Origin of the sequence: Streptomyces sp. NPDC048639 (assembly GCF_043199075.1) — a bacterium.
Classification (GTDB): domain Bacteria; phylum Actinomycetota; class Actinomycetes; order Streptomycetales; family Streptomycetaceae; genus Streptomyces.
In genome coordinates, this window is the sequence record NZ_JBICVP010000001.1 from 895,569 (window position 1) to 920,176 (window position 24,608).

19 protein-coding genes and 2 tRNA genes are annotated in these 24,608 nt (G+C 69.8%); 8 read left to right on the top strand and 13 right to left on the bottom strand.

The window, feature by feature from the left end; translation table 11 throughout:
- Window positions 1-29 precede the first annotated feature (29 nt).
- The 5 genes from clpX to ACGFNH_RS03850 form a co-directional block, all read right to left on the bottom strand.
- Complete coding sequence (gene clpX, locus ACGFNH_RS03830) at window positions 30-1,319, bottom strand: ATP-dependent Clp protease ATP-binding subunit ClpX (protein WP_393651349.1); 1,290 nt, start codon at window positions 1,317-1,319, stop codon at window positions 30-32.
- 154 nt (window positions 1,320-1,473) lie between these two features.
- The gene (locus tag ACGFNH_RS03835; protein WP_393651502.1) at window positions 1,474-2,133 is read right to left on the bottom strand and encodes an ATP-dependent Clp protease proteolytic subunit; all 660 of its coding nucleotides are present in this window, start codon (window positions 2,131-2,133) and stop codon (window positions 1,474-1,476) included.
- A 64-nt stretch (window positions 2,134-2,197) separates the two neighbouring features.
- Window positions 2,198-2,800, bottom strand: coding sequence for an ATP-dependent Clp protease proteolytic subunit (locus tag ACGFNH_RS03840; RefSeq protein ID WP_393651503.1), 603 nt, complete (start codon window positions 2,798-2,800; stop codon window positions 2,198-2,200).
- 286 nt (window positions 2,801-3,086) lie between these two features.
- Window positions 3,087-4,511 carry a trigger factor gene (tig, locus tag ACGFNH_RS03845; protein WP_393651350.1) on the bottom strand — a complete coding sequence of 475 codons (1,425 nt, stop codon included), beginning with the start codon at window positions 4,509-4,511 and terminating at the stop codon, window positions 3,087-3,089.
- 144 nt (window positions 4,512-4,655) lie between these two features.
- Window positions 4,656-4,732: transfer RNA gene (locus tag ACGFNH_RS03850), tRNA-Pro, on the bottom strand.
- 139 nt (window positions 4,733-4,871) lie between these two features.
- On the opposite strand from ACGFNH_RS03850, the gene ACGFNH_RS03855 reads away from it, so the two are divergent.
- Window positions 4,872-4,942, top strand: a tRNA-Gly gene (locus ACGFNH_RS03855).
- A 188-nt stretch (window positions 4,943-5,130) separates the two neighbouring features.
- Here the strand turns inward: ACGFNH_RS03855 and ACGFNH_RS03860 are convergent.
- The gene (locus ACGFNH_RS03860) at window positions 5,131-5,325 is read right to left on the bottom strand and encodes a hypothetical protein (protein ID WP_393651351.1); all 195 of its coding nucleotides are present in this window, start codon (window positions 5,323-5,325) and stop codon (window positions 5,131-5,133) included.
- Between the two features lie 362 nt (window positions 5,326-5,687).
- On the opposite strand from ACGFNH_RS03860, the gene ACGFNH_RS03865 reads away from it, so the two are divergent.
- On the top strand, window positions 5,688-6,872 hold the full coding sequence (locus tag ACGFNH_RS03865) for an acyltransferase family protein (RefSeq protein ID WP_393651352.1): 1,185 nt from the start codon (window positions 5,688-5,690) through the stop codon (window positions 6,870-6,872).
- A gap of 154 nt (window positions 6,873-7,026) precedes the next feature.
- On the opposite strand, the gene ACGFNH_RS03870 is transcribed toward ACGFNH_RS03865, so the two are convergent.
- A complete protein-coding gene (locus ACGFNH_RS03870; RefSeq protein ID WP_393651353.1) occupies window positions 7,027-8,169 on the bottom strand; it encodes a PP2C family protein-serine/threonine phosphatase in 1,143 nt (380 codons plus the stop codon).
- 115 nt (window positions 8,170-8,284) lie between these two features.
- Between ACGFNH_RS03870 and ACGFNH_RS03875 the strand changes: the two genes are divergently transcribed.
- Window positions 8,285-9,529: a GNAT family N-acetyltransferase gene (locus ACGFNH_RS03875; protein WP_393651354.1), complete on the top strand. Its 1,245-nt coding sequence runs from the start codon at window positions 8,285-8,287 to the stop codon at window positions 9,527-9,529.
- A 177-nt stretch (window positions 9,530-9,706) separates the two neighbouring features.
- Here ACGFNH_RS03875 and ACGFNH_RS03880 read toward each other — a convergent pair whose 3' ends face one another.
- Both ACGFNH_RS03880 and ACGFNH_RS03885 read right to left on the bottom strand, forming a co-directional pair.
- Window positions 9,707-10,543 carry an Fpg/Nei family DNA glycosylase gene (locus ACGFNH_RS03880; RefSeq protein WP_393651355.1) on the bottom strand — a complete coding sequence of 279 codons (837 nt, stop codon included), beginning with the start codon at window positions 10,541-10,543 and terminating at the stop codon, window positions 9,707-9,709.
- Window positions 10,544-10,549: 6 nt separating this feature from the next.
- On the bottom strand, window positions 10,550-11,038 hold the full coding sequence (locus ACGFNH_RS03885; RefSeq protein WP_393651356.1) for a ribose-5-phosphate isomerase: 489 nt from the start codon (window positions 11,036-11,038) through the stop codon (window positions 10,550-10,552).
- A gap of 186 nt (window positions 11,039-11,224) precedes the next feature.
- On the opposite strand from ACGFNH_RS03885, the gene ACGFNH_RS03890 reads away from it, so the two are divergent.
- Entirely contained in the window at window positions 11,225-12,694 is a 1,470-nt protein-coding gene (locus tag ACGFNH_RS03890; protein WP_393651357.1) for an amino acid permease, read from the top strand.
- Between the two features lie 135 nt (window positions 12,695-12,829).
- Here ACGFNH_RS03890 and ACGFNH_RS03895 read toward each other — a convergent pair whose 3' ends face one another.
- Entirely contained in the window at window positions 12,830-13,417 is a 588-nt protein-coding gene (locus tag ACGFNH_RS03895) for a biotin transporter BioY (protein ID WP_393651358.1), read from the bottom strand.
- A 448-nt stretch (window positions 13,418-13,865) separates the two neighbouring features.
- On the opposite strand from ACGFNH_RS03895, the gene ACGFNH_RS03900 reads away from it, so the two are divergent.
- Both ACGFNH_RS03900 and ACGFNH_RS03905 read left to right on the top strand, forming a co-directional pair.
- Entirely contained in the window at window positions 13,866-15,290 is a 1,425-nt protein-coding gene (locus tag ACGFNH_RS03900; protein WP_393651359.1) for an amino acid permease, read from the top strand.
- Window positions 15,291-15,438: 148 nt separating this feature from the next.
- Window positions 15,439-16,080: a superoxide dismutase gene (locus ACGFNH_RS03905; protein ID WP_393651360.1), complete on the top strand. Its 642-nt coding sequence runs from the start codon at window positions 15,439-15,441 to the stop codon at window positions 16,078-16,080.
- 196 nt (window positions 16,081-16,276) lie between these two features.
- Here ACGFNH_RS03905 and ACGFNH_RS03910 read toward each other — a convergent pair whose 3' ends face one another.
- On the bottom strand, window positions 16,277-16,942 hold the full coding sequence (locus ACGFNH_RS03910; protein ID WP_393651361.1) for a DsbA family protein: 666 nt from the start codon (window positions 16,940-16,942) through the stop codon (window positions 16,277-16,279).
- A 160-nt stretch (window positions 16,943-17,102) separates the two neighbouring features.
- Between ACGFNH_RS03910 and pepN the strand changes: the two genes are divergently transcribed.
- Window positions 17,103-19,748 carry an aminopeptidase N gene (pepN, locus tag ACGFNH_RS03915; protein ID WP_393651362.1) on the top strand — a complete coding sequence of 882 codons (2,646 nt, stop codon included), beginning with the start codon at window positions 17,103-17,105 and terminating at the stop codon, window positions 19,746-19,748.
- 475 nt (window positions 19,749-20,223) lie between these two features.
- Complete coding sequence (locus ACGFNH_RS03920) at window positions 20,224-21,255, top strand: hypothetical protein (protein WP_393651363.1); 1,032 nt, start codon at window positions 20,224-20,226, stop codon at window positions 21,253-21,255.
- Between the two features lie 46 nt (window positions 21,256-21,301).
- On the opposite strand, the gene ACGFNH_RS03925 is transcribed toward ACGFNH_RS03920, so the two are convergent.
- Window positions 21,302-22,567 carry a serine hydrolase domain-containing protein gene (locus ACGFNH_RS03925; protein WP_393651364.1) on the bottom strand — a complete coding sequence of 422 codons (1,266 nt, stop codon included), beginning with the start codon at window positions 22,565-22,567 and terminating at the stop codon, window positions 21,302-21,304.
- A gap of 138 nt (window positions 22,568-22,705) precedes the next feature.
- Window positions 22,706-24,454 (bottom strand): TIGR03767 family metallophosphoesterase, encoded by a 1,749-nt coding sequence (locus tag ACGFNH_RS03930; RefSeq protein ID WP_393651365.1) that lies wholly within the window; start codon window positions 24,452-24,454, stop codon window positions 22,706-22,708.
- Between the last annotated feature and the right edge of the window lie 154 nt (window positions 24,455-24,608).

A 24,608-nucleotide genomic window follows, 5' to 3' on the forward strand; every position in this document is an offset into this window, starting at 1 on the left:
CGCCCCTTACGTTGCGTCTGCGGTGCGCGCTACGCGCTCTTCTCGTGGCGCTCGCCCTTGCCGATCGCGCGGGGCTCGCGCGGGACCAGCGTCGGGTTGACGTTGGAGTGGACGACGTCCTCGGTGACGACGACGCGGGCGACGTCGTTGCGGGACGGCACCTCGTACATCACCGACATGAGGACCTCTTCCATGATGGCGCGCAGGCCGCGCGCGCCCGTGCCGCGCAGGATCGCCTGGTCGGCGATGGCCTCCAGCGCGGGGCGGTCGAAGTCCAGCTCCACGCCGTCGAGTTCGAAGAGGCGCTGGTACTGCTTGACGAGCGCGTTGCGCGGCTCGACCAGGATCTGGAGGAGCGCCTCGCGGTCGAGATTGTGGACGGAGGTGATGACCGGGAGGCGGCCGATGAACTCCGGGATCATCCCGAACTTCACCAGGTCCTCCGGCATGACCTCGCGGAAGTGGTCCGAGGAGTCGACTTCGCGCTTGGAGCGGATGGTTGCGCCGAAGCCGATGCCCTTGGCGCCGGCTCGCGACTCGATGATCTTCTCCAGACCGGCGAAGGCACCGCCGACGATGAACAGCACGTTCGTCGTGTCGATCTGGATGAACTCCTGGTGCGGATGCTTGCGGCCGCCCTGCGGGGGGACCGAAGCGGTCGTGCCCTCAAGGATCTTGAGGAGGGCCTGCTGGACGCCTTCGCCGGAGACATCGCGTGTGATCGACGGATTCTCACTCTTCCGGGCGACCTTGTCGATCTCGTCGATGTAGATGATGCCCGTTTCGGCCTTTTTGACATCATAGTCGGCGGCCTGGATGAGTTTGAGAAGGATGTTCTCGACATCCTCGCCGACGTAGCCCGCTTCCGTCAGGGCCGTCGCATCGGCAATCGCGAACGGGACGTTGAGCATCCGGGCGAGCGTCTGGGCGAGCAGGGTCTTGCCGGAGCCCGTGGGGCCGAGCAGCAGGATGTTGGACTTCGCCAGCTCGATGCCGTCGTCCCGGCCGTTCTGGCCGTTCTCGCCCGCCTGTACGCGCTTGTAGTGGTTGTAGACAGCCACCGAAAGCGCCTTCTTGGCGGCCTCCTGGCCGACGACGTACCCCTCGAGGAACTCGGAGATCTCGCGCGGCTTGGGGAGTTCCTCCCACCGCACTTCGGAGGTCTCGGCGAGCTCCTCCTCGATGATCTCGTTGCAGAGGTCGATGCACTCGTCGCAGATGTACACACCGGGCCCTGCGATGAGCTTCTTCACCTGCTTCTGGCTCTTCCCGCAGAACGAGCACTTGAGCAGGTCGCCGCCATCACCGATGCGTGCCACGAGGTGCTTCCCCTTCGCCTGGGATCTGCATCGCTTGCGCAGACCCGGGTGCTTGCCTATCGACGGTACCTTGCCGAACCCCCCGTGCGGGCCCCCCTTGGGCCGGTTCACTTGACCGTGACCGGACCCAAGGGGATTTGTCGACAGTGCGGCGTCAGCCGCCGAGTCCGACCGAGCTCTTGCGGGTGGAGACGATCTGGTCGACCAGACCGTACGCGAGCGACTCCTCGGCCGTGAGGATCTTGTCGCGCTCGATGTCGTCGCGGATCTTCTCGATCGGCGTCGTCGAGTGCTTCGCCAGCATCTCCTCGAGCTGCGAACGCATCCGCAGGATCTCGTTCGCCGCGATCTCCAGGTCGGACACCTGGCCGCGCCCGGTCTCGCTGTACGGCTGGTGGATCAGGATGCGGGCGTTGGGCAGCGCCATCCGCTTGCCGGGTGTACCGGCGGCGAGCAGCACGGCCGCGGCGGACGCCGCCTGGCCCATGCAGACCGTCTGGATGTCGGGCTTCACGAACTGCATCGTGTCGTAGATGGCCGTGAGCGCGGTGAAGGAGCCGCCGGGCGAGTTGATGTAGACGGAGATGTCCCGGTCGGGATCCATCGACTCCAGGCACAGAAGCTGGGCCATGACGTCGTTGGCGGAGGCGTCGTCGATCTGGACGCCCAGGAAGATCACGCGCTCCTCGAAGAGCTTCGCGTACGGGTCGTACTCGCGCACACCCTGGGAGGTCCGCTCGACGAAGCGCGGAACGACGTAGCGGGACTCGGCGACCGGGCCCTGGAACAGGCCACTACCGGGGAAGTTGTTCATCTGGGTGTTCACATCCTGGAGGCGATCAGTGGGCTGGGGTCGGCTGCGGTTGCGAAGCAGGCGCTCATGCGCCGGTGCCGCCCCCGCCCGGAACGCCGGTCGCCGTGGCCATGACCGCGTCGACCAGGCCGTACTCCTTGGCGTCCTCGGCGGAGAACCAGCGGTCACGGTCGGAGTCGTGGGTGACCTGCTCGACGGTCTGACCGGTGTGGAACGCCGTGAGCTCCGCCATCTTCTTCTTGGTACGGAGAAGCTGCTCGGCGTGGATCTTGATGTCCGAGGCGGATCCCGCCAGGCCCGCGGACGGCTGGTGGATGAGGATCTCCGCGTTCGGCAGCGCGAAGCGCTTGCCGCGCGTCCCGGCACTCAGCAGGAACTGGCCCATGGAGGCGGCCAGGCCCATGGCGATGGTGACCACGTCGTTCTTGATGTACTGCATCGTGTCGTAGATCGCCATGCCGGCCGTGATCGAGCCGCCCGGGGAGTTGATGTAGAGGAAAATGTCCTTGTCCGGGTCCGCCGCAAGGAGGAGAAGCTGCGCCGTGATCTTGTTGGCGATCTCGTCGTCCACCGGCTGGCCGAGGAAGATGATCCGCTCGTTGAGCAGTCGGTTGTAGACCTGGTCGCCGAGGCCACCGATGGTCGGCTCGCCGGCGGCGGAAGGCATCAGATTCGTCACGTATCCACCTGCTCGATTGTTTGACGGCAGCGCGCCGTCAGCGTCTTCTACTGGGGGCGGGGACTCCCCTGCCCTCATATCTACGGACCCTAACGCGCTGGTCGGCGGCGGCCATCCCGCATGGGGAACTGTTCGCTGTGAGCGCAGGCCCCCCCGTACGGGGCGGGTCCCGGCGGCCGGACCGCGCGGCGGTGAGGCGTGGGGCGGGGAGGTACGACGGGCCCGGTACGCGGCTACGCGTCCGGGCCCGTCGACGGGGTCAGGCGACCGAGGCTCAGGCCTCGGTCTTGCCCTCCTCGGCCTCAGCAGCCTTGGCGGGCTCGGCGGCCTCCTCGGAGGCACCGCTCTCGCCCTCGGCGCCGGCCTGGACGGTCTCGCCGGTCTCGTCCTCGTCGTCCAGGTCCACGACCTCGCCGTTGGTGTCCTTGACGGTGGCGGCTTCGACGACGACCGCGAGGGCCTTGCCGCGGGCGACCTCACCCACGAGCATCGGTACCTGGCCGCCCTCGACCACGGCCTGGGCGAACTGGTCGGGGCTCATGCCGGAGGACTGGGCACGGCGCATGAGGTGCTCGGTGAGCTCCTCCTGGCCGACGTTGAGCTGCTCCTTGTTCACCAGCTCGTCGAGGACGAACTGGGTCTTGATGCCCTTCTCCGCCTGCTCCTTCAGCTCGGCGTCGAACTCCTCGGCGGTCTTCTCCTGGATCTTGAGGTACGCCTCGAGGTCCAGGCCCATCTGACCGAGCTGGTGGTTCTCGAGGTTGTGCTTGCGGGTGCGGATCTCGTCCTCGAGGAGCTTCTCGGGGATCGGCACCTCGACGAGCTCGATGAGTGCGTCCAGGACCTTCTCCTGGGCCTGGGTGGCCTGGTCGTACTTCTTCATCTGCTCAAGGCGCTTGCGGCTGTCCGCGCGCAGCTCCTCGAGGGTGTCGAACTCGCTCGCCATCTGGGCGAACTCGTCGTCCAGCTCGGGCAGCTCGCGGGCGGCGACGGTGGTGACGTCGACCTTGATCTCGGCCTCCTTGCCGGCGGCGGAGCCGCCCTTCAGCTCGGAGGTGAAGGTGGTGGAGCCGCCGGCTTCGACGCCGGTGAGGGCCTCGTCGATGCCGTCGAGGAGCTCGCCGGAGCCGATGGTGTAGGTGACGCCCTGCGCGACGCCGTCCTCCAGGACCTCGCCGTCGACCTTTGCCTCGAGGTCGATCGTCACGACGTCGCCGTCGGCGGCGGCGCGCTCGACCGGGCTGGTGGAGGCGAAGCGCTCGCGGAGCTGCTCGACGGACTTCTCGATGTCCTCGTCGGAGACCTCGACGGCGTCCACCTCGACCGCGATACCGGAGTAGTCCGGGATCTCGATGGCCGGGCGGATGTCGACCTCGGCGGTGAACGCGAGGACCTCGTTGTCCTTGAGCTCGGTGATGTCGACCTCGGGCTGGCCGAGCGGGTTCAGCTCACCCTCGTTGACCGCCTCGGTGTAGAACTTCGGCAGCGCGTCGTTGACGGCCTCTTCCAGGACCGCACCGCGACCGAAGCGCTGGTCGATGACGCGCGCGGGCACCTTGCCCTTGCGGAAACCGGGCACCGTGACCTGCTGGTTGATCTTCTTGTAAGCCGCGTCGAGGCTGGGCTTGAGCTCCTCGAAGGGCACCTCGACAGTGAGCCGAACCCGGGTCGGGTTCAGGGTCTCCACGGCGCTCTTCACGGTTGGGTCTCCTTGGGGGCTGATTTCTGGGGTTCTGCCGTCTCAGCACTGCCGAGTTCGGCGGATCGCACCCGGAGAGAGACACACGGGCACGTAGCTTGCATAGTAACCGCAAGCAGGACGCGCCCCACAAGGTGATCTTGATGGTCGGGGTGGCCGGATTCGAACCGACGACCTTCCGCTCCCAAAGCGGACGCGCTACCAAGCTGCGCCACACCCCGCTGGTGCGACACGTAGGGTACATGCCCAGCCAGGGTGAGGCCGCCGCATTACGAGGGGCGGGACGAAGTGTGCGCGGGACCCTCAGGACCCGCTAACATGCAGTCCGTGCCGCCGACTCCATGTGATCGTCCGGCGCGCGCGGGCGTAGCTCAATGGTAGAGCCCCAGTCTTCCAAACTGGCTACGCGGGTTCGATTCCCGTCGCCCGCTCAGTGACCTCCGGCCCGGCCCGGCGTCCACTTCCCGAGGGGAGTGCGCCGGACCGGGCCGGAGGTCTTTTGCGTGTCCGTCACGGCGGCGGGCGTCCGTCATGTACGCGTCCTGGCACCGCGTGACGCCGCGTACACATCTGCCGCGCACCGGGGGCTGCGGATCCTTGCGTACGCGGCGTCGCGCGGTCAGAAACTGATCTGGCTGATCGTCTCCGATATGGAGTTCAGGAAGCGGTTGATCGACGGAGCCATGTCCGTCGACGCCAGGAAGAACCCGAACAGTGCCGCCACGATGGCGGGCCCAGCCTTGATCGAACCTGAGCGGACCATGACCACCAGGACGATCGCCAACAGAACCACCACGGACAGCGAAATGGCCACAACGGATCACACCCTCGGTCGGAACGCCACACCGGCTTGGCCGGATCCTCATACCGGCCCGGGGAGCATGCCCGGCCACCCCCCGCTTGCACCATCGTGCCACCAACACGGCCAGTAATGCTCCCCGGTGACACTTCGTCGGCCAACTGTTCCAGCCTCGTGACGCCGACCGCCCGTCGAGTGATTTGACCGTTTTAAGTAGGACTATCCCTGATAGAACGGGCACTTGACGGGCATAGTCGGGAAGGTTTTACGGATTCCGCACCCGGCGCTATCGTGCCTCAGATGTTCCACGCTGCTCTGACCCCCGCATGTGCAGTGAGGTCGCGAATCGTCTCCCCCAGTTCCTGGTGGGAGGGCCTGTGACCAACTCACTGAGCCCGCACGGCTATCGGCGGACGCCCCTCCCCCCGGCCAGGGAACCGGCGGATATCAAGCAGGAAACCGCCCCATCACCACCCGCACGCGACAAGCCGGACACCTCGCAACGCCCCGGTACCGCGAAGCAGCGCGACGCGTTCTTCGACAACGCCAAGTATCTGGCCATTGTTCTGGTGGCCTGCGGTCACGCCTGGGAGCCGCTCACCGACGGCAGCCGCGCCGCCGAGGCGCTCTACATGGTCGTCTACGGGTTCCACATGCCGGCCTTCATCATCATCTCCGGCTATTTCTCCCGCAGTTTCGACATGCGGTCGGACCGGCTCAAGCGGCTGGTGACCGGCATCGTCGTGCCGTACATCCTCTTCGAGATCGCGTACACCTTCTTCAAGCGCTGGGCGGACGACGACCCGACGCAGCCGATCAGCCTGCTGGACCCCTGGTATCTGACCTGGTTCCTGGCGGCCCTGTTCGTGTGGCGGCTGACCACCCCGCTGTGGAAGCTGGTGCGCTGGCCGGTGGCGCTCGCGCTGGCCATCGCCGGTCTGGCCTCGGTCTCCCCGGACATCGGTGACGACCTCGACCTCCAACGGGTGCTGCAGTTCCTGCCGTTCTTCGTGGTCGGCCTCGTCATGAAGCCCGAGCACTTCCAGATGATGCGGCGCCGCGAGGTCAGGATCCTCTCCCTGCCGATCATGGCCTTCGCGACCCTCGTCGCGTACTGGGCGGCTCCGCGCATGTCCTCGGCCTGGTTCTACCACCGCGACAGCGCCCAGGAGCTGGCCGCGCCGTGGTGGAGCGGTCTGGTGATGACGCTCGCGCTCTTCGGGTGCTCGATGGTGCTCGTCGCCTGCTTCTTCGCCTGGGTCCCGCGGCGGACCATGTGGTTCACCGCGCTGGGTGCCGGGACGCTGTACGGCTACCTGCTGCACGGCTTCCTCGCCAAGGGCTCGCGCTTCTGGGGCTGGTTCGACACCTACGACTGGCTGCAGACGCCGCTCGGCGCCATCGCCGTCACCTTCATCGCCGCGGCGGTGGTCACCGTGCTCTGCACCAGGCCCGTACAGCGGATGTTCCGTTTCGCGATGGAACCCCGGATGGAGTGGGCCTTCAAGAAGGACGCCGCCGAGCTGGCGCGCGACCGCACGAAGACGGCCAAGGCGGCCTGACACGGCGATCCGCACGGACACCGCTCGCAGACACGGCCCCGGAGCCCGGCTCCGGGGCCGTGTCCGTGCTCCGAACCCCCCGGGCCGAGCGGCGCTGAGGCGTCCGTGGCCGGAGAAGGGGCGGGGCCGGGTCCCGCTGCGTGGGATCGGGCCTCTACGCCCGGCAGAGCAGCAGCAGCGCCCGGTCGTCGTTGACGTCCCTCGCCACCGCCTCTATCAGGTGCCACGCGGCGCCCTGGAAGCCCGCCGTGATGTAGCGGTCCGCGGCGCCCGTGAGACGGTCCATGCCCTCCGTCAGGTCGCGGTCCGGGGACTCGACGAGGCCGTCGGTGAAGAGCATGAGCACATCACCGGGGCGCAGCTTCCCCTTGATGGGGTCGAACTGCGCTCCGTCGTACACCCCGAGCAGCGGCCCCTCGGCGGCCTTCTCCTCCCAGGTGCCCGTACCGGCGCTGCGCTGGAGGGCGGGCAGGTGCCCGGCGGAGAGGAGTTCGTAGTCGCCGCTGTCCAGGTCCAGGACGAGGTGGATGGAGGTGGCGAAGCCCTCCTGCCAGTCCTGGCGCAGCAGATAGCCGTTGGCGGCGCGCAGGAACTGGTGCGGCGGCAGCGAGCCCAGCAGGCCGCCGAAGGCCCCGGAGAGCAGCAGGGCGCGCGAGGCCGCGTCCATGCCCTTGCCGGAGACGTCGGTGAGGACGACCTCGAGCGTCCGTCCGCCGTTCGTACGGGCCGCGACGACGAAGTCACCGGAGAAGGACTGTCCGCCGGCGGGCCGCAGCGCCATCTCGCGGTGCCAGCCGCTGGGTAGCTTCGGCAGCTTGCTCTGTACACGGATGCGCTCGCGCAGGTCGAAGAGCATCGTGCCGCCGCGCCTCCACGGCACGCCGACCCTGCTGCGGAACTGGGCGATGATCAGCCCGACGAAACCGACCGCCCCGACCAGCAGGATGGTGCCAGGGGTGACGCGCGAGGAACCTTCGCTGTACGGGCCGAGGATCGCCGCCTCGATGATCAGCCCCACAGCCGAGCCGCTGTAGAGCAGCAGCAGGCTCGCCGGCCGCAGCAGCAGTCCGCCGAGGACGACGGGGAGAACGAGCGCCGCGGGCGGGCACCAGTCGGGTACGGCGATGGTCGCGGCAACGATCCCCGGGATCGTGAGCGCGAGCGCGGCGAGCGCCATCCAGTCGGATCCGTCGCCGCGGAAGTAGTCGACGCCCGCGCGGCGCACGCCGATCCGGACCCGGTGCCACCTCATGCGCATCCGGGCCGTCAGGGTCTCTGCTCCCGCGACGCGTGCCATTGCACCGGGACCTTATCCACCTGCGCCCCTGCTGTGCACTGTCGGCCGCAGGGTGACGCACATTCGTACGGAAAATGCGTTCGCACGTCCAGGAATGCGCTGATAGTGATGGCCTATGACGAAAGAGGTGGCGCCTGAGCTGCGCGTGCTGCAATCCACCGAGTGGGACGAGTGGTACGGGAATCTCACCCGCGCCTTCGGCTGGGTCGGTGAAGCCTCCGAGGAAAAGGCCCTGTGGCGCGAGCTGACCGAGCTCGAGCGCTCGGTCGGTGCCTGGGACGGCGGGACGTGCGTGGGCACGGCCGGCTCGTTCAGCTTCCGTCTGACGGTGCCCGGCGGGGCGATCGTCCCGGCGGCCGGCGTCACCATGGTCAGCGTGGCCCCGACGCACCGGCGCCGCGGTGTGCTGCGCTCCATGATGCGGCGGCAGTTGGACGACGTACGGGCCTGGGGAGAGCCGCTCGCCGTGCTGACCGCCTCGGAACCGGAGATCTACGGCCGCTTCGGCTACGGGATCGCGACCCGGCAGATGTCCGCCGAGGTGGACACCGACCGGATCCGGCTGTCGGTCCCGCCCGGGACGGACGCCCTGCGGCTGCGGCTGGCGGAACCCGCCGCGGTGTCGGAGGCGTGCGAGGCGGTGTACGCGGCCTCGGTGCCGCTGCGTCCCGGCATGGTGGCGCGGCTGCCCGGCTGGGAGCGGGGGCCCTTGCTGGACCCGGAGTCCGACCGCCAGGGCGCTTCCGCGCTGCAGTGCGTGGTGGCCGAGGACGACGGCGAGATCGTGGGGTACGCGCGGTACGCGATCAAGCCGGACTGGGACGCGGCCGGCCCCAAGGGAGTTGTCGTGCTGCGCGACATCTGTGCCCCGGACCCGGCCGCCTACGCCGCGCTGTGGCAGTTCCTGTTCGGGCTCGATCTGACGTCGACCGTGAAGGTCGGCAACCGCCCCGTCGACGACCCGCTGCTGCATCTGGTGTCCGACATCCGCCGCTGCCGGATCGGGATCCGCGACTCGCTGCATGTACGCCTGGTGGAGGTCGGCGCGGCGCTGGAGGCACGGGCGTACGCGACGCGGGCCGATGTCGTCCTGGAAGTGACGGACCCGTTCTGCCCCTGGAACGAGGGGCGGTGGCGGCTCACCGCCGACGCGAAGGACGGATCCGTCTGCCGGCGTACGGAGGAACCGGCCGATCTGGCCCTGTCCGTACGGGAGTTGGGCGCCGCATATCTCGGCGGGACCACACTCTCCGAACTGGCGGCGGCCGGGCGGGTGTTGGAACTGCGGCAGGGCGCGCTGCGGGAGGCGTCGGTGGCGTTCGCGAGCGACATCGCGCCCTGGCTGCCGCACGGATTCTGAGCACGGCCTTCACGCAGGTACGGGCGCCTTCACGCACGGGCGGGCGGTTCTTGGCGCGCGGCCACGGACGGCTTCACGCACGGGCGGGCGGTTTTTTGCGCGCGGGACGCACGGGCACGGACGGGCGGCGAGCGGTGTTCGCGCGGCGCGCGGGGTTCAGGCCCGCGCGCCGCGGCGTCACCCGGTGCCGGGCGGCCGGGGCGGCCGGGGCGGCTGGCACGCCGGGCACCAGAAGAGATTGCGGGCGGCGAGGTCGGCGGTGCGGACCTCGCCGCCACAGATGTGGCAGGGCTGGTGGGCACGCCGGTAGACGTACACCTCACCGCCGTGGTCGTCGACGCGCGGCGGGCGGCCCATCGCCTCGGGCATGTGCTCGGGACGGACGGTGTCGATCCGGTTGTTCCGTACGCCGTCCCGCATGAGGGCGACCAGGTCCGACCAGATCGCACCCCACTCCGACGCGGACAGATCACGGCCCGCCGTGTACGGGTCGATTCCATGCCGGAAGAGGACCTCGGCGCGGTAGACGTTGCCGACGCCCGCGACCGCCTTCTGGTCCATGAGCAGCGCGGCGATCGACGTACGGCTCCGCCCGATCCGTGCCCAAGCGCGCGCCCCGTCGTCCGCCGCGCGCAGCGGGTCGTCGCCGAGCCGGTCGTGGATCGCCTGCTTCTCGCCGTCCGTGATCAGCTCGCAGGCCGTGGGGCCGCGCAGATCGGCGTAGGCCTCGGTGGTGGCGAGCCGCAGCCGTACGGCGCCCACGGGCGCGGGAGCCGGTCCGTCGCCGAAGCGGAAGGTGCCGTAGAGGCCGAGGTGGATGTGGATCCAGCCGACCGCCCCGAACCCCAGGAACAGATGCTTTCCGTGGGCGTCGGTGTCCGCCAGCTCCATGCCGTCGACGAGCGCGGCGCCGTCCGCGAACTTGCCCTGCGGACTGCCGGCCCGCACGGACCGGCCGCCGAACCTCCCGAGGTGGTCGGCGGCCAGCCGGTGGATCGTGTGCCCCTCCGGCATCCGGTGCTAGCCCTCCTGCGGGTGGTGAGCGGGGATGGGAGGCAGCTCGCCGGTGTTCTCGTACTCCGTGAGCATGGCGATACGGCGCGTGTGGCGCTCCTCGCCGGAGTACGGGGTGGTCAGGAAGATCTCGACGAACCTGGTCGCCTCGTCCTGGGTGTGCATGCGGCCGCCGACGCTGATCACATTGGCGTCGTTGTGCTCGCGGCCGAGCGCCGCGGTCTGCTCGCTCCAGGCCAGCACGGCGCGTACGCCCTTGACCTTGTTGGCGGCGATCTGCTCGCCGTTCCCGGAGCCGCCGATCACGATGCCCAGGCTGCCGGGGTCCGCGGCGGTCTTCGCCGCGGCACGGAGGCAGAACGGCGGGTAATCGTCCTGGGCGTCGTAGATGTGGGGGCCGCAGTCGACGGGGTCGTGACCCTGGGCCTTCAGCCACTCGACGAGGTGGTTCTTGAGTTCGTAACCGGCGTGATCGGAGCCGAGATAGACGCGCATGATCCGAGTGTGGCACGAGAGGAACTGGGCAGACGCGCTCGGGTGCCTCGCCGGTGTTCCGCGTCACAAATCTAGGAATCTCAAGGGAAGCTCAAAGATAACGTTCTGGATTCAAAGGTTTTCCCCCAGCTTCCCCTGCGTTTCACTGGCGGAGCTCGTAACCCCAGAGCCAAAGGATCGTTGCACATGAGCGCGCAACCCACGGCCACGAAGACGTCGGCCGCCTCGGGTACCCCCGAGGGCGGCAATTCCCCCGACGGTCTGAAGCCCGGTCTCAAGAACCGCCACCTCTCCATGATCGCCATCGGCGGCGTCATCGGCGCCGGCCTGTTCGTCGGCTCGGCGTCCGGTATCGCCGCCGCGGGCCCCGGCATCCTCCTGTCGTACGCCCTCGTCGGCGTGATGGTCGTCTTCGTCATGCGCATGCTGGGCGAGATGGCCGCGGCCCACCCGACCTCCGGCTCCTTCTCCGAGTACGCGGACCGCGCGCTCGGCCGCTGGGCCGGTTTCTCGATCGGCTGGCTCTACTGGTTCTTCTGGGTCGTGGTGCTGGCGGTCGAGGCCACCGCCGGTGCGGTGATCCTGGAGGGGTGGGTGCCGTCGGTTCCGCAGTGGGCCTGGGCGCTCATCGTGATGGTGGTGCTCACCGCGACGAACCTCGCCTCCGTCAGCTCGTACGGCGAGTTCGAGTTCTGGTTCGCGGGCATCAAGGTCGTCGCGATCGCCGCGTTCATCCTCATCGGCGGCCTCGCGGTCTTCGGCGTCCTGCCCGGCTCGGACAACGACTCGGCCGGGCTCTCCAATCTGACCTCGCACGACGGCTTCCTGCCGAACGGCCCCGGCGCGATCCTCACCGGTGTCCTGCTGGTCGTCTTCTCCTTCATGGGCAGCGAGATCGTCACCCTCGCCGCGGGCGAGTCCGAGGACCCGCAGCGCGCCGTCACCAAGGCCACCAACAGCGTGATCTGGCGGATCGCCGTCTTCTACCTGGGCTCGATCTTCGTCGTCGTCACGCTGCTGCCCTGGGACTCCAAGGCCATCGCCGACCACGGTTCGTACGTCGCCGCGCTCGAATCGATCGGCATCCCGCACGCCGGCCAGGTCATGAACGTCATCGTGCTGACCGCCGTGCTGTCCTGCCTGAACTCCGGCCTCTACACCGCCTCCCGCATGGCGTTCTCGCTCGGGAAGCGCCGTGACGCGCCGAAGGCCTTCGCACGGACGAACTCCAGGGGCGTGCCGCAGGCCGCGATCATCGGCTCGGTGATCTTCGGCTTCGTCGCGGTCTTCTTCAACTACAAGTGGCCCGACACCGTCTTCGAGTTCCTGCTCAACTCCTCCGGTGCGGTCGCCCTCTTCGTCTGGCTGGTCATCTGCTTCACCCAGCTCAGGATGCGCGGAATCATCCAGCGCGAGACGCCGGAGAAGCTGACCGTACGGATGTGGCTCTTCCCGTACCTGACCTGGGCGACGATCGCGATGATCTCGTTCGTGCTGGTCTACATGCTCACGGACGACGCCGGGCGCGAGCAGGTCCTGCTCTCCCTGCTGGTCGCGGCGATCGTCGTGGGCATCGCCCTGGTGCGCGAGCGCGTCGGCGGCGGCGCGAAGGCGAAGGACAAGGACGCGGACACGGAGGCGCTCACCCGCTCCTAGTCCGCCCAACGCCGCAGCCTGCCGCCCCGCTCGGCGGCAGAAGCCGCGGACACCGCAACGGGCCGGGGCCCGCATCCGATCGGTCGGATGCGGGCCCCGGCCCGTAGGTCTGCGGGGAGCCGTGCCCCGGGGGGCTCAGTCGCGGCCGGCGAGCTTCCAGGCGGCGGGCAGCGCGCCCATCGCGAGCGCGGCCTTGACGGCGTCCCCGATGAGGAAGGGGACAAGGCCGGCGGAGAGCGCCTCGGTGAGGGACATGTGGGCGGAGAGCGCCAGATACGGCACACCCACCGCGTAGATGATCGCCGAGCCGAGCACCATCGTCCCCGCGGTGCGCAGGACGCCGCGGTCGCCCCCGCGCCGGGCGAGCGCGCCCACGACGGTGGCGGCCAGCAGCATCCCGAGGACGTAGCCGAAGGAGGCCGAGCCCGCACCGCCCGCGAACCACGGCATTCCGGCCATTCCTGCGAGCGTGTAGAGCGCGAGGGACAGGAAGCCGCGGCTCGCGCCGAGCGAGGCGCCCGCCAGCAGCGCGGCGAACGTCTGACCCGTGACGGGCACCGGGGAACCGGGCACGGGGACGGCTATCTGGGCGGCGAGACCGGTGAGCGCGGCACCGCCGACGACCAGTGCCGCGTCGCGGACGCGGGCGCGGGTGGCGGTGGTCGCCGGCAGCAGGTCGGCGAGGACCGTACCGGTACGGCTGGTGGCGGCGGCAGTGCTCATCTCGTGGGCTCCGCGGGTGAGTAGGGACGGGACCGTTGCACCCGCGACGTTAACCCAGAGGCCGGGGCTCGATCACCGTGAGCAGCCGACAAACGCGCGATCACGGGTTTGGCGGGTTCCGGCGAACGGACGGATACCGAACGGCCGCCCTCGTAGGGACTGTTCGGGCAGGTCACGTGATGCTGCTCACGTGCTCCTCGCGAGGGGGCGACGAGCGGAACGGCATTGGCGAGGCGGCGCGGTCGGCGGCGCTCCGCTGTGGGGTCCCACCAAAGGGCCCTGCGTACCGGGCGGTTGCAGCATCATGGCGCACCGCTGCGGAGCCGGTGCGGATGGTCAGGAAGGTGTCCGGATAGCGGTCGAATCCGGAGATCCTTTTGTCACTGAGCGGTGCAGGCCACCAAACTGTTGCGGTTCTCTGTCGCCTCAACCAATGGACGGCACGCCAATGGAACGGACCCCCACGTCCGTCGGGCCCACACCCCCACAGGGCACGACCGGCGAGTCCCCCCGGAGCGGCACCCCGCTCTCGCACGGCCTCAAGCAGCGACACCTTTCCATGATCGCCCTCGGCGGAGTCATCGGCGCGGGCCTCTTCATCGGCTCGGGCGCCGGCATCGCCGCCGCCGGCCCCGCCATCGTTCTCGCCTACGCCGCGTCCGGGCTGCTGGTGCTGCTCGTGATGCGGATGCTCGGCGAGATGTCGGCGGCCAACCCGGCCTCCGGCTCCTTCTCCGTCCACGCCGAGCGTGCGATCGGGCCCTGGGCGGGCTTCACCGCGGGCTGGATGTTCTGGGTCCTGCTGTGCGTCGGCATCGCGGCCGAGGCGATCGGCGCCGCGCAGATCATGACGAGCTGGCTGCCCGGCACCGAGTCGTGGATGTGGGTCGCCCTCTTCATGGCCATGTTCTGCGGTACGAACCTGGCCGCGGTGAGCAACTTCGGCGAGTTCGAGTTCTGGTTCGCCGCCCTGAAGATCGCGGCGATCGCCACCTTCCTCATACTCGGCACGCTGGCCATCCTCGGCGTGCTGCCCGGCAGCGACGCACCCGGCACCTCCAACCTCACCGGTGACGGCGGCTTCCTGCCCAACGGCGTGAACGGCCTCGTCGTCGGCCTCCTCGCCTCCGTCTTCGCCTACGGCGGCCTGGAGACGGTCACCATCGCCGCCGCCGAGTCCGAGCACCCGCGCGAGGGCGTGGCCAAGGCCGTGCGCACGGCGATGTGGCGGATCGCGCTCTTCTACGTGGGCTCGATGCTGGTGATCGTCACGCTGATCCCCTGGGACGACAAGTCCGTGGTGGAGGAGGGTCCGTACGTCGCCGTCCTGGACTTCCTGGACATCCCGGCCGCCGGGCAGATCATGAACGTGGTCGTCCTCGTCGCCCTGCTGTCCGCGATGAACGCCAACATCTACGGCGCCTCCCGCATGGCGTACTCCCTCGTCTCCCGCGGCGAGGGCCCGCGCGCCCTCGGCAAGGTCAGCGGCGGCGTCCCCCGCCGCGCGGTGCTCGCCTCCTCCGTCTTCGGCTTCTTCGCGGTGCTGCTGAGCTACTGGTGGCCCGACACCGTCTTCAAGTGGCTGCTCAACATGGTCGGTGCCGCGGTCCTGGTGGTCTGGGGCTTCATCGCGGTCGCGCAACTGCGCATGCGTCGCCGCCTGGAGCGCGAGTCGCCGGAGAAGCTGACGGTCCGCATGTGGGCCTACCCGTATCTGACATGGCTGGCGCTGGCGGGCGTCGTGGCCGTGCTGCTGCTGATGCTGCGCGAGCCCGACACACGGACGCAGCTCTACTTCACCAGCGCCCTGGCCGCGGTGCTGGCGGTCGTCGGCTATGTGCGCCAGCGGTCGTCGGCGGAACGTCGCTCCTGAGCCGTCCCGCGCCTTGCCGCAGAAGAGGTCCCCGCACGCCGAGCGTTGCGGGGACCTTCTGCGTCCGGGGCTTACGACCTCTCCGCCCTTGCTGTTGATATTGTGCAGTTGCAAGGATGTCGCAATAAGCGTTCGAAGGGCGTTGGGCATGGCCACGTACACACTTCCCGAGCTGCCGTACGACTACTCGGCGCTGGCACCGATCATCAGCGGCGAGATCATCGAGCTGCACCACGACAAGCACCATGCCGCGTACGTCAAGGGCGCCAATGACACGCTGGAGCAGCTCGAAGAGGCCCGCACCAAGGACCAGTGGGGGTCGATCAACGGGCTCGAGAAGAACCTCGCCTTCCATCTGTCCGGCCACATCCTGCACAGCATCTACTGGCAGAACATGAGCGGTGACGGCGGCGGCGAGCCGCTGGACAAGGACGGCGTGGGCGAGTTCGCCGAGGCCGTCACCGAGAACTTCGGCTCCTTCGACCGCTTCAAGGCCCAGCTCTCCAAGGCGTCCGCCACCACGCAGGGTTCCGGCTGGGGCGTCCTCGCGTACGAGCCGCTGAGCGGCCGTCTCATCGTGGAGCAGGTCTATGACCACCAGGGCAACATCGGCCAGGGAAGCATCCCGATCCTGGTCTTCGACGCCTGGGAGCACGCCTTCTACCTGCAGTACCGGAACCAGAAGGTGGACTTCATCGAAGCCATGTGGAAGGTCGTCAACTGGCAGGACGTGGCGGCCCGTTACGCCGCGGCGAAGGAGCGGGCGACCGGGCTGCTGCTCGTGCCGTAGGTCTTCGAGGGCCCGGTTCCGGGCCCCGGGAATCGTCCTGCGAGCGTGATCGTCTTCTCACCTTTCACCTTGCAGGCGGAGAAAAGAGGGAGAGCCCCCGCGCGGACGTGACGTGCGGGGGCTCTCCTGCGCCGCAGGGCGGGGCATCCGCCGGGCGGTCCGGACCCTCACCCGGTGGATGCTCTCGTCGTCGCCCTCAGTCGAAGACCGGGCCGACCGTCCTGGTCCGCTTGATCTCGAAGAAGCCGGGGGTGGAGGCGACCATCAGGGTGCCGTCCCAGAGCTTCGCCGCCGCCTCGCCCTTCGGCGCCGGGGTCACCACGGGGCCGAAGAACGCGATCCGGTCGCCGTCGGCGCCGGGCAGCGCGATGACCGGCGTGCCGACGTCCTCGCCGACCAGGTCGATGCCCTCGCGGTGGGAGGCGCGCAGCTCGGTGTCGTACTCGTCCGAGGTCGCGAAGCCGGCCAGTTCGGCCGGGAGGCCCGCGTCCTCCAGGGCTCCGGCGATGGCCTCGGGGGTGGGACCCTCGCCCCGGTTGTGGAAGCGGGTGCCGAGCGCGGTGTAGAGCGGGCCGAGCACCTCGTTGCCGTACTTCTGCTCGGCGGCGATGGCGACGCGGACCGGGGCCCAGGCGTGGGTTTCCATCATCTCGCGGTACGCCTCGGGGAGCTCCTCGGTCTTGTTCTCGTTGAGCACCGCCAGGCTCATCACATGCCAGCGCACCTCGACCGGCCGCACCTTCTCGACCTCGAGCATCCAGCGTGAAGTCAGCCATGCCCAGGGACAGAGAGGATCGAACCAGAAGTCGACCGGGGTCACACCCGACGGAGTCAAGGGGAGGTTTTTGCCGGTATCTGTCACAAATGCTCCTCGTGGTCACTACCCGAACGCGGTCGCACAGGCCGTTCGCGACAACAGTGCGCGGTGCCGCCGCCATTCCCGCCGATGCCTCGTACGCATGATCGGCTCTGCGTGACACGATGGCGGGCGTTCGGAATGTGAGACTGGCAAAGGAGCCGCCGTGCCCGGTGAGAACCTGACCCGCGACGAGGCCCGTGAGCGGGCCCGGCTGCTGTCCGTGGACGCGTACGAGATCGCGCTCGACGTGCGCTCGGCCGCCGGTGGCGGCTCCGCGTCCGGCGCGGGTGCCGAACAGGGACGGCGCACCTTCGGGTCGGTGACGACGATCCGCTTCCGCTGCACCGAACCCGGCGCCGCCACCTTCGCCGACCTCGTCGCACCGTCCGTGACCTCGGTGGTCCTCAACGGGCAGGAGCTGGACCCCGCCGCCGTCTTCGACGGAGCGCGGATCGCGCTCGAAGGTCTCCGCGCGGAGAACGTCCTCACCGTCGACGCCCAGTGCGCGTACAGCAGGACAGGCGAGGGGATGCACCGGTTCGCGGACCCGGAGGACGGCGAGGCCTACCTCTACACGCAGTACGAGCCGGCGGACGCACGGCGCGTCTTCGCCAACTTCGAGCAGCCGGACCTCAAGGCCCGGTTCACCTTCTCCGTCACCGCGCCCGCCGGCTGGACGGTGCTGAGCAACGGCGCCGCGGACGGCGATCCGGAACCGGCCGGGGAGTCCGGCGCCACCTGGCGTTTCCTGACGACGCAGCCCATTTCGACGTACATCACGGCCGTCGTCGCCGGTCCGTACCACATGGTGCACGACCACTACCGCCGCGAGCTGCCCGACGGCTCGGTCCTGGAGATCCCGCTCGGCGCGCTCTGCCGGCGCTCGCTGGCCAAGCACTTCGACGCGGACGACATCTTCACCGTCACCAAGCAGGGCCTCGACTTCTTCCACGAGCACTTCGACTACCCGTATCCGTTCGGGAAGTACGACCAGGCGTTCGTGCCCGAGTACAACCTCGGCGCCATGGAGAACCCGGGCTGTGTCACCTTCCGCGAGGAGTTCGTCTTCCGCGGCAAGGTCACCCGGACCTCGTACGAGCACCGGGCCAACGTCATCCTGCACGAGATGGCGCACATGTGGTTCGGCGATCTCGTCACCATGGAGTGGTGGGACGACCTGTGGCTGAAGGAGTCCTTCGCGGACTTCATGGGCGCCTTCTCACTGGTCGAGGCGACCCGCTTCACCGACGGCTGGATCACCTTCGCCAACCGCCGCAAGTCCTGGGCCTACCGCGCCGACCAGCTCCCCTCCACCCACCCGGTCACGGCCGACATCCGTGACCTGGAGGACGCCAAGCTCAACTTCGACGGGATCACGTACGCCAAGGGCGCCTCGGTGCTCAAGCAACTCGTGGCCTACGTCGGACGGGACGCCTTCCTGGAGGGCGCGCGCCGCTACTTCCGGCGGCACGCGTACGGCAACACCCGGCTCGAACATCTGCTGGAGGTGCTGGCGGAGACCTCGGGGCGCGACATGGCCGCGTGGTCGCGGGCCTGGCTGCAGACCGCGGGCGTCAACGCACTGACGCCGCAGGCGACATACGACGCCGAGGGCCGTATCACCGAGCTGGCCGTCCTCCAGGAGGCCCCGGAGTCGCACCCCACGCTGCGGCCGCACCGCGTGGCCGTCGGGCTCTACCGGCGGGACGCCTCCGAGGGCGGTGCGCTGGTGCGCTACGCCCGCGCGGAGGCGGACGTCACGGGGCCGCGTACGGTCGTGGCCGAGCTGGCCGGGGCGGAGCGGCCGGATCTGATTCTGGTCAACGACGACGACCTCACGTACTGCAAGATCCGCTTCGACGAGGACTCGCTCGCCGCGCTGCGGGCGCATCTGGGGGACCTGGGCGACCCGCTGGCCCGCGCCCTGTGCTGGTCCGCGCTGTGGAATCTCACCCGGGACGGGCTGATGCCCACCCGCGACTTCGTGGACCTGGTGCTGCGTTTCGCCGGCCGGGAGAGCGACATCGGCGTGCTGCAGATGCTGCATGCCTGGGCCTGGTCCGCGCTCACCCACTACGCGGCGCCCGAGTGGCGCGAGGAGGGCGGCCGGGCGCTCGCCGAGGGTGCGCTGCGCGAACTGCGCCTGGCCACCCCGGGGAGCGGGCACCAGCTGGCGTGGGCACGCTTCTTCGCGCTGGTCGCGTCCTCGGACGCGGACCGGCAGTTGCTGAACGGGCTGCTGGCGGGCACCGCCAGGATCGACGGCCTCGATGTGGACCAGGAACTGCGCTGGACCTTCCTGGAGCCGCTGGCCGCGCAGGGCGACGCCGACGCGTCCGCGGTCGACGCCGAACTGGCGCGTGACGACACCGCGTCGGGCAAGCGGCACCAGGTGCGCTGTCTGGCCGCCCGGCCGTCCGCCGAGGTGAAGGCCCGGGCGTGGGCGGAGGTGGTGGAGTCCGACGCGTTGTCCAATGCGCTGGTGGAGGCGACGATCTCGGGCTTCGACCAGGCGGGGCAGCGGGAGTTGCTCGCACCGTACGCGCAGCGGTACTTCGACGGGATCGAACGGATCTGGCGGGAGCGGTCGATCGAGATCGCGATGGCGATCGTCCGCGGGCTCTACCCCACGCTCCAGGACGACCGGCGGACGCTGGAGATGTCCCAGGCGTGGCTGGACGAGCACCGCCAGGCACCGTCCGCGCTCCGGCGCCTGGTGCTCGAGGCGCACGACGACCTGGCGCGCGCCCTGCGCGCGCAGGAGTGCGACGCGAAGGCGGCCGGGGCCGGGGCCGGGGCCGGGGCGTAAGGCGAACACCTCCGGGGCGGTGGCCTGTTGGAGCCACCGCCCGCCGGGGTACGCCCCGGGCGTCGCCGGGCAGGGAAGCTGCTTTCGTGTCCTGCGGCGCCGGGGGCGGGCACAACCGCCGCTTCACATGCGTCGTTGGGGAAGACGTGACGCAACCACTGGGCTGTCGAAGCGGGTTGGGCAGGCGTCAGGGTCGCCCGGGGGCGGGCACGAGGTTGCGGAGCGGAACCCTGGGCGCCGGGGCGCACGCCGGGGAGCGGGGCGCAGCCGCCGCCCCTTGCGCCGGCGCGATCAGCGGGCCGGCGCACACCGCCTCCAGCCAGGGAGGGAGCCGCGACCGGCCGCCCGGAACCCCCGTTCGGCGGAACCGCTCTCGGTCATCGAACGCCCGTACTTTAGGGCGGGACTGTCCGGGTTTGTCGACGACCGTGTAACAGCGGTTAGCGGGCGGTACATGGACGGGAATCGGCGGGTCATGAACTCCAACACCCCCGTCTCCCCCCGCCCCCTGCGCCACCTGTCCGACGCACAGCGCCGGGTCCTCACCCTCCGTCAGCTCCGCGAGCACGGCATCACCTCGGCCGACGCCGCGGAGCGCACCCGCCCCGGCGGCTGCTGGCAGCGCCTGCTGCCGGGCGTCTACCTGCTGCACCCCGGACCGCCCACCAGCGAGGAGCGGCTGCACGCCGCCCTGCTGTACGCCGAGCGCCCTCCCGCGACCGGACTGCGGCCAGGAGTGCCCCCCTCCCCCGAGAACTCCTGCGACGTGGCGATGATCACCGGTCTCGCCGCGCTCACCCTGCACGGCTTCTCCTCCACTCCCCCGCTGCGCGCACTGGAGCGCATCGACGTACTGGTGCCGCGGACCCGCCGCGTCCGCTCGGCGGGACTGGCGCACATCCTGCGATCCGGTGAACTCCCCGAGCCGCAGGAGATCACCGGTCTGCCCGTCGTGCCCGTGCCGCGGGCCCTGGCCGACGCCGTCGCCCAGCTCTCCGACGCCACCGCCGTACGTCGCCTGCTGACCGAGGCCGTACGGGGCGGGCACTGCGAACCCGGCGCGATCGTCGCCGAGTTGAGCCGCGCGCGGCTGCTCTCCCGCCCGCATGTCGTCGACGCCGTCGACACCCTCCTCGCGGAGGGCAGGGCTCTGGCCGAGGGCCGCCTCTACGAGATGGTCCGCTCGGCCGGTCTGCCCGAGCCGCTGTGGAACGTCGAGCTGCGGCTGCCCGGCGGCCCGTACCTCGGCAGCGTGGACGCCTTCTGGCCGGACTGCTCGGTGGCCCTGGAGATCGACGCACGCACCCCCCGCCAGGACGAGAACACCGCCTGGTCGGAGGGTGCGCGCAAGCGGGAGCGCCTGGAGCGGCTGGGCATCACCGTGGTCCACACCTCCCCCAGGAAGCTGAGGGAGACGGCGGACCAGCAGGCCGCTGTCGTCCGCACGGCGCTGATGGCGGCGGGGGACCGGGAGCCCGCGGAGTATGTGATCGTGCTCCCCCGGTGAGCGTCGCGGGGGAGACTGCCGGCGCCTGGTCCCTGCCGCCGGCCCCTTACCGGGCGTCAGCCGGCCGGACTCCGGCCGTCATCGGTTCCCAGGGCTTCCGGAAGGTCTTCGCCTCACCCTTCTCCGGCTTCTCCGGCAAGGTGCCGCAGAACTCGCCCTCCATGGGCAACAGGACGTCTCCGACCCAGTCCCCGTTGAGGTTGAAGGCGGCGGAGTGCCGTCCGTCCCGCGTCACCCCCGCCACCGAGATCGAACCGTGGATGCCCCCGGTGTGGCCCCATATCTCCTTGCCGCAGGACAGCTTCGACGGGCTGATCCCGAGCCCGTAGCGGGCGAAGGGCTCCTCGCCGCCCGTCGGTACGGTCGTGAGCATCTTCTTCAACTGCCCTTCCGGCAGCAGCTTGCCGTCCAGCAGGGCGCGGTGGAAGCGGTTGAGATCACCGGCGGAGGAGACCATTTCGCCGGCGGCCCCGCCCCAGGAGGGGTTGAGCTCGGTCACGTCGTGGATCTCGGCATCCGGTGCGGTGTCGAGCTTCCCGTAGGCCCTGCCGTGCGGGCTCGGCATGGAGGCCTTCGTACCGGGCAGTGTGGTGGCGCGCAGGCCGAGCGGCCGGATGATGCGGCGCTCGATCTCCGAGGCGTAGGAGCGGCCCGTCGCCTTCTCCACGATCATCCCGGCGAGCACGTAGTTGGTGTTGGAGTACGTCCAGGCGGATCCCGGCTCGAAGAGCGGCTTGTGGCGCATCGCGACGGCCACGAGCTGCTTCGGGGTCAGGGTGTCGTACCGGTGCTCCAGGAAGCCCTTGGTGAGGTACTTCTTCTGGAACGCCGGATCCTCGGTGTAGTTGTAGATGCCGCTGGTGTGGTTGAGCAGCTGCCGCACGGTGATGGCGCGGCCGTCGTGGCCGTGGCCCTCGACGACGCCGGGCAGCCAGGAGTCGACCGTGTCGTCCAGGCCGAGCTTCTTCTCCTTCTCCAGCTGGAGCACCACGGTGGCGATGAACGTCTTGGTGATGGAGCCGATGCGGAAGCGGTCCGCGGGCCGCCGGGGCCTGTCGGTCGTCAGGTCGGCCACCCCGGAGGATCCCGACCAGGCGCCCCGGGCGTCCTGCGCCCGGCCCAGCACTCCCGGAACTCCTGCCTTCACATTGGCGTCCATTGCCGCCTGAGTGGCGTCATGGCCGCCGGCCGGATGGCGACCGGGGTCTGCCGTCGCGGAGGCCATGACAGGCGCGGCCCCCAGGGTGCCCGCGATCGCTGCCACCAGCACTGCCCCCACCACCGTCTTGCGTCGAACACGTCGTACCGGCATGAACCGTCCCCTCGTGAACTGCGGTGTCCGTACGAGGGGAAGGACTCCGTCGGGGCGACCGGCGTTGCTCGGCCCCCGTGCGGTGATCGATATCCGGCCACGGGCCCGGTCGTCGTGACAGCGCAGACCGGCTCGGGGTCAGGGCTTCTTGAGCAGCAGCTCCGTGTTCCGGTCATCCGGGTCGCCGGTCAGGGTGGACCGAGTCCCCGGCGCGTTGAACGACAGCTCGCGGTACAGCGCGGCCAGGCCCGTCTGGGAGAGGTCGGTGACGTCCGTACGGTACGGGGCGGCCGACTCGATGAGCGTGGTGAACAGCGAGAGCGTGCCGTCGCCGTTGTCCACCAGCTCCACGATCCGGGCGAGCTGGGGGAAGTCGATGTGCGAGGCGGTGGAGATCTCCCAGAAGGTGCCGTGCGGGGTGATCCGGTTCTTGTGGCTGTGACCGTTGATCCAGGCCACGGCGTTGCGGTGGCGCTTGAGAACGGAGACCAGCTCGTCGCCGCCGTGCCGCTTCTCGTCCGGCCGCCCCGGGTCGGGGCGCAGATTGCGCATCGACGCGCTGGTGTGATGGCTGAAGATCAGCGCGTAGTGGTCCCGGTGCTGCTCCAAAGTCCGCGCCAGCCAGCGGAGTTGGGCCGTGCCGAGAGAGCCCTCGTAGTGGCCGCCCGGATCGGTGGTGTCCAGGCTGATGCCGATGACGTCGTCGGAGATGCGGAAGGAGTAGTACAGCCGGTCGGCGGCGAGGTCGGCGGCGGTGTAGCCGTGGCCGACGGGACCGGCACCCTTGTACCGGGGGTCGAGGTGGGCCTGGAGGTACTCGCGCGGGGTGAAGGGGGCACGCCCGGGGTCGGGTGTCACGCTGCGCATTTTCGGGGCGTACTTCTTCAGCAGTGCCTCGAAGTTCTCGCCCTTGGGGTCGAGGCCCTTCTGCACGGCCTTCCACAGGGCCGCGCCCTCGGCCTCCGGCAGCGTCTCCAGCTTGCGGCCGCCCACCGCGAAGTCGGCGAAGAAGCTGCCGCCGGGCGCGTAGCAACCACCGGGCAGGCTGTCGTGGTTGCCGACGGTGGAGTACCAGGGCATGCGCAGGCCGGGGCTGTTGACCTCGCGGATCGCGGCGTCGAGGAATCCTTCGATGCGCGGGAAGCCGAGTTGCTTGTCGCTGTCGCGCACGGCGGAGTCCGGCTGCCAGTACAGCTTCAGACCGCTGTCCTGCACACCCTCGTAGACCTTCGGGTCACCGGAGTTGGGGACGATCCGGCCGCCGCTCATGGTGGTGAGGAACCAGTCCAGTTCGGTGCGGGAGTTGTTGTCGGTGTTGTCGCCGGTGGTCATGACGAAGGACAGCGGGGCGCCTGTGACGGGGCCACCGCGCAGGGCGTTCACCCGCTCGACGAGCGAGACGGCGCCGGCGACGGACAGTGCCTCCTGCGGACGCCAGGCGCTGGCGGTCTGGGAACGCATGTACTCGTAGCGCAGCGGGTGCTGGACGTCGACCACATGCAGGTCGGTGAACTGCACGAAGGAGGCCAGGGCGGTGCGGCGGTCCTCGCGGCCCGCCTTGGCGGCGGCCGGCTCCGGGCGGACGGCACGGGCCCAGGCGGGCCCTTCGGTCAGCCGCCGGTAACCGCCGTTCCCGCGCGGGGCGGAGACCGTACGGAGTGTGGTGCCGGCGGTCGAGGGCTCGGCCGCCTGGCCGCCGGGAGTGCCAGGCGCGGCCCGTACGGCGCGCCGGCCGGCGCCACCGACCCGCGGGGGCGGCGACGCCTCGGCTTCACCACCCCCCGGACCGAACGCGAGGCCCAGCCCCGCGGAGACGCCGACCGCGCCCGCGGCGGCCAGCAGGGAACGGCGGTCGAGGGCGGAGGCGACGGACGTGGTCCGGGACATGCGCTTTCTCCCCGAGTGGTGGGCGCGGGCGAGATTCCCCCGCCCCTGGGATGTTTGGCACTCGGGATGGCCTGAGCTTGAACGACGCAGAAACGAGCGACGCCGATCACCGCACATGGATCACGTTCGGCATGGACGGCCATCCGCTCCTCGC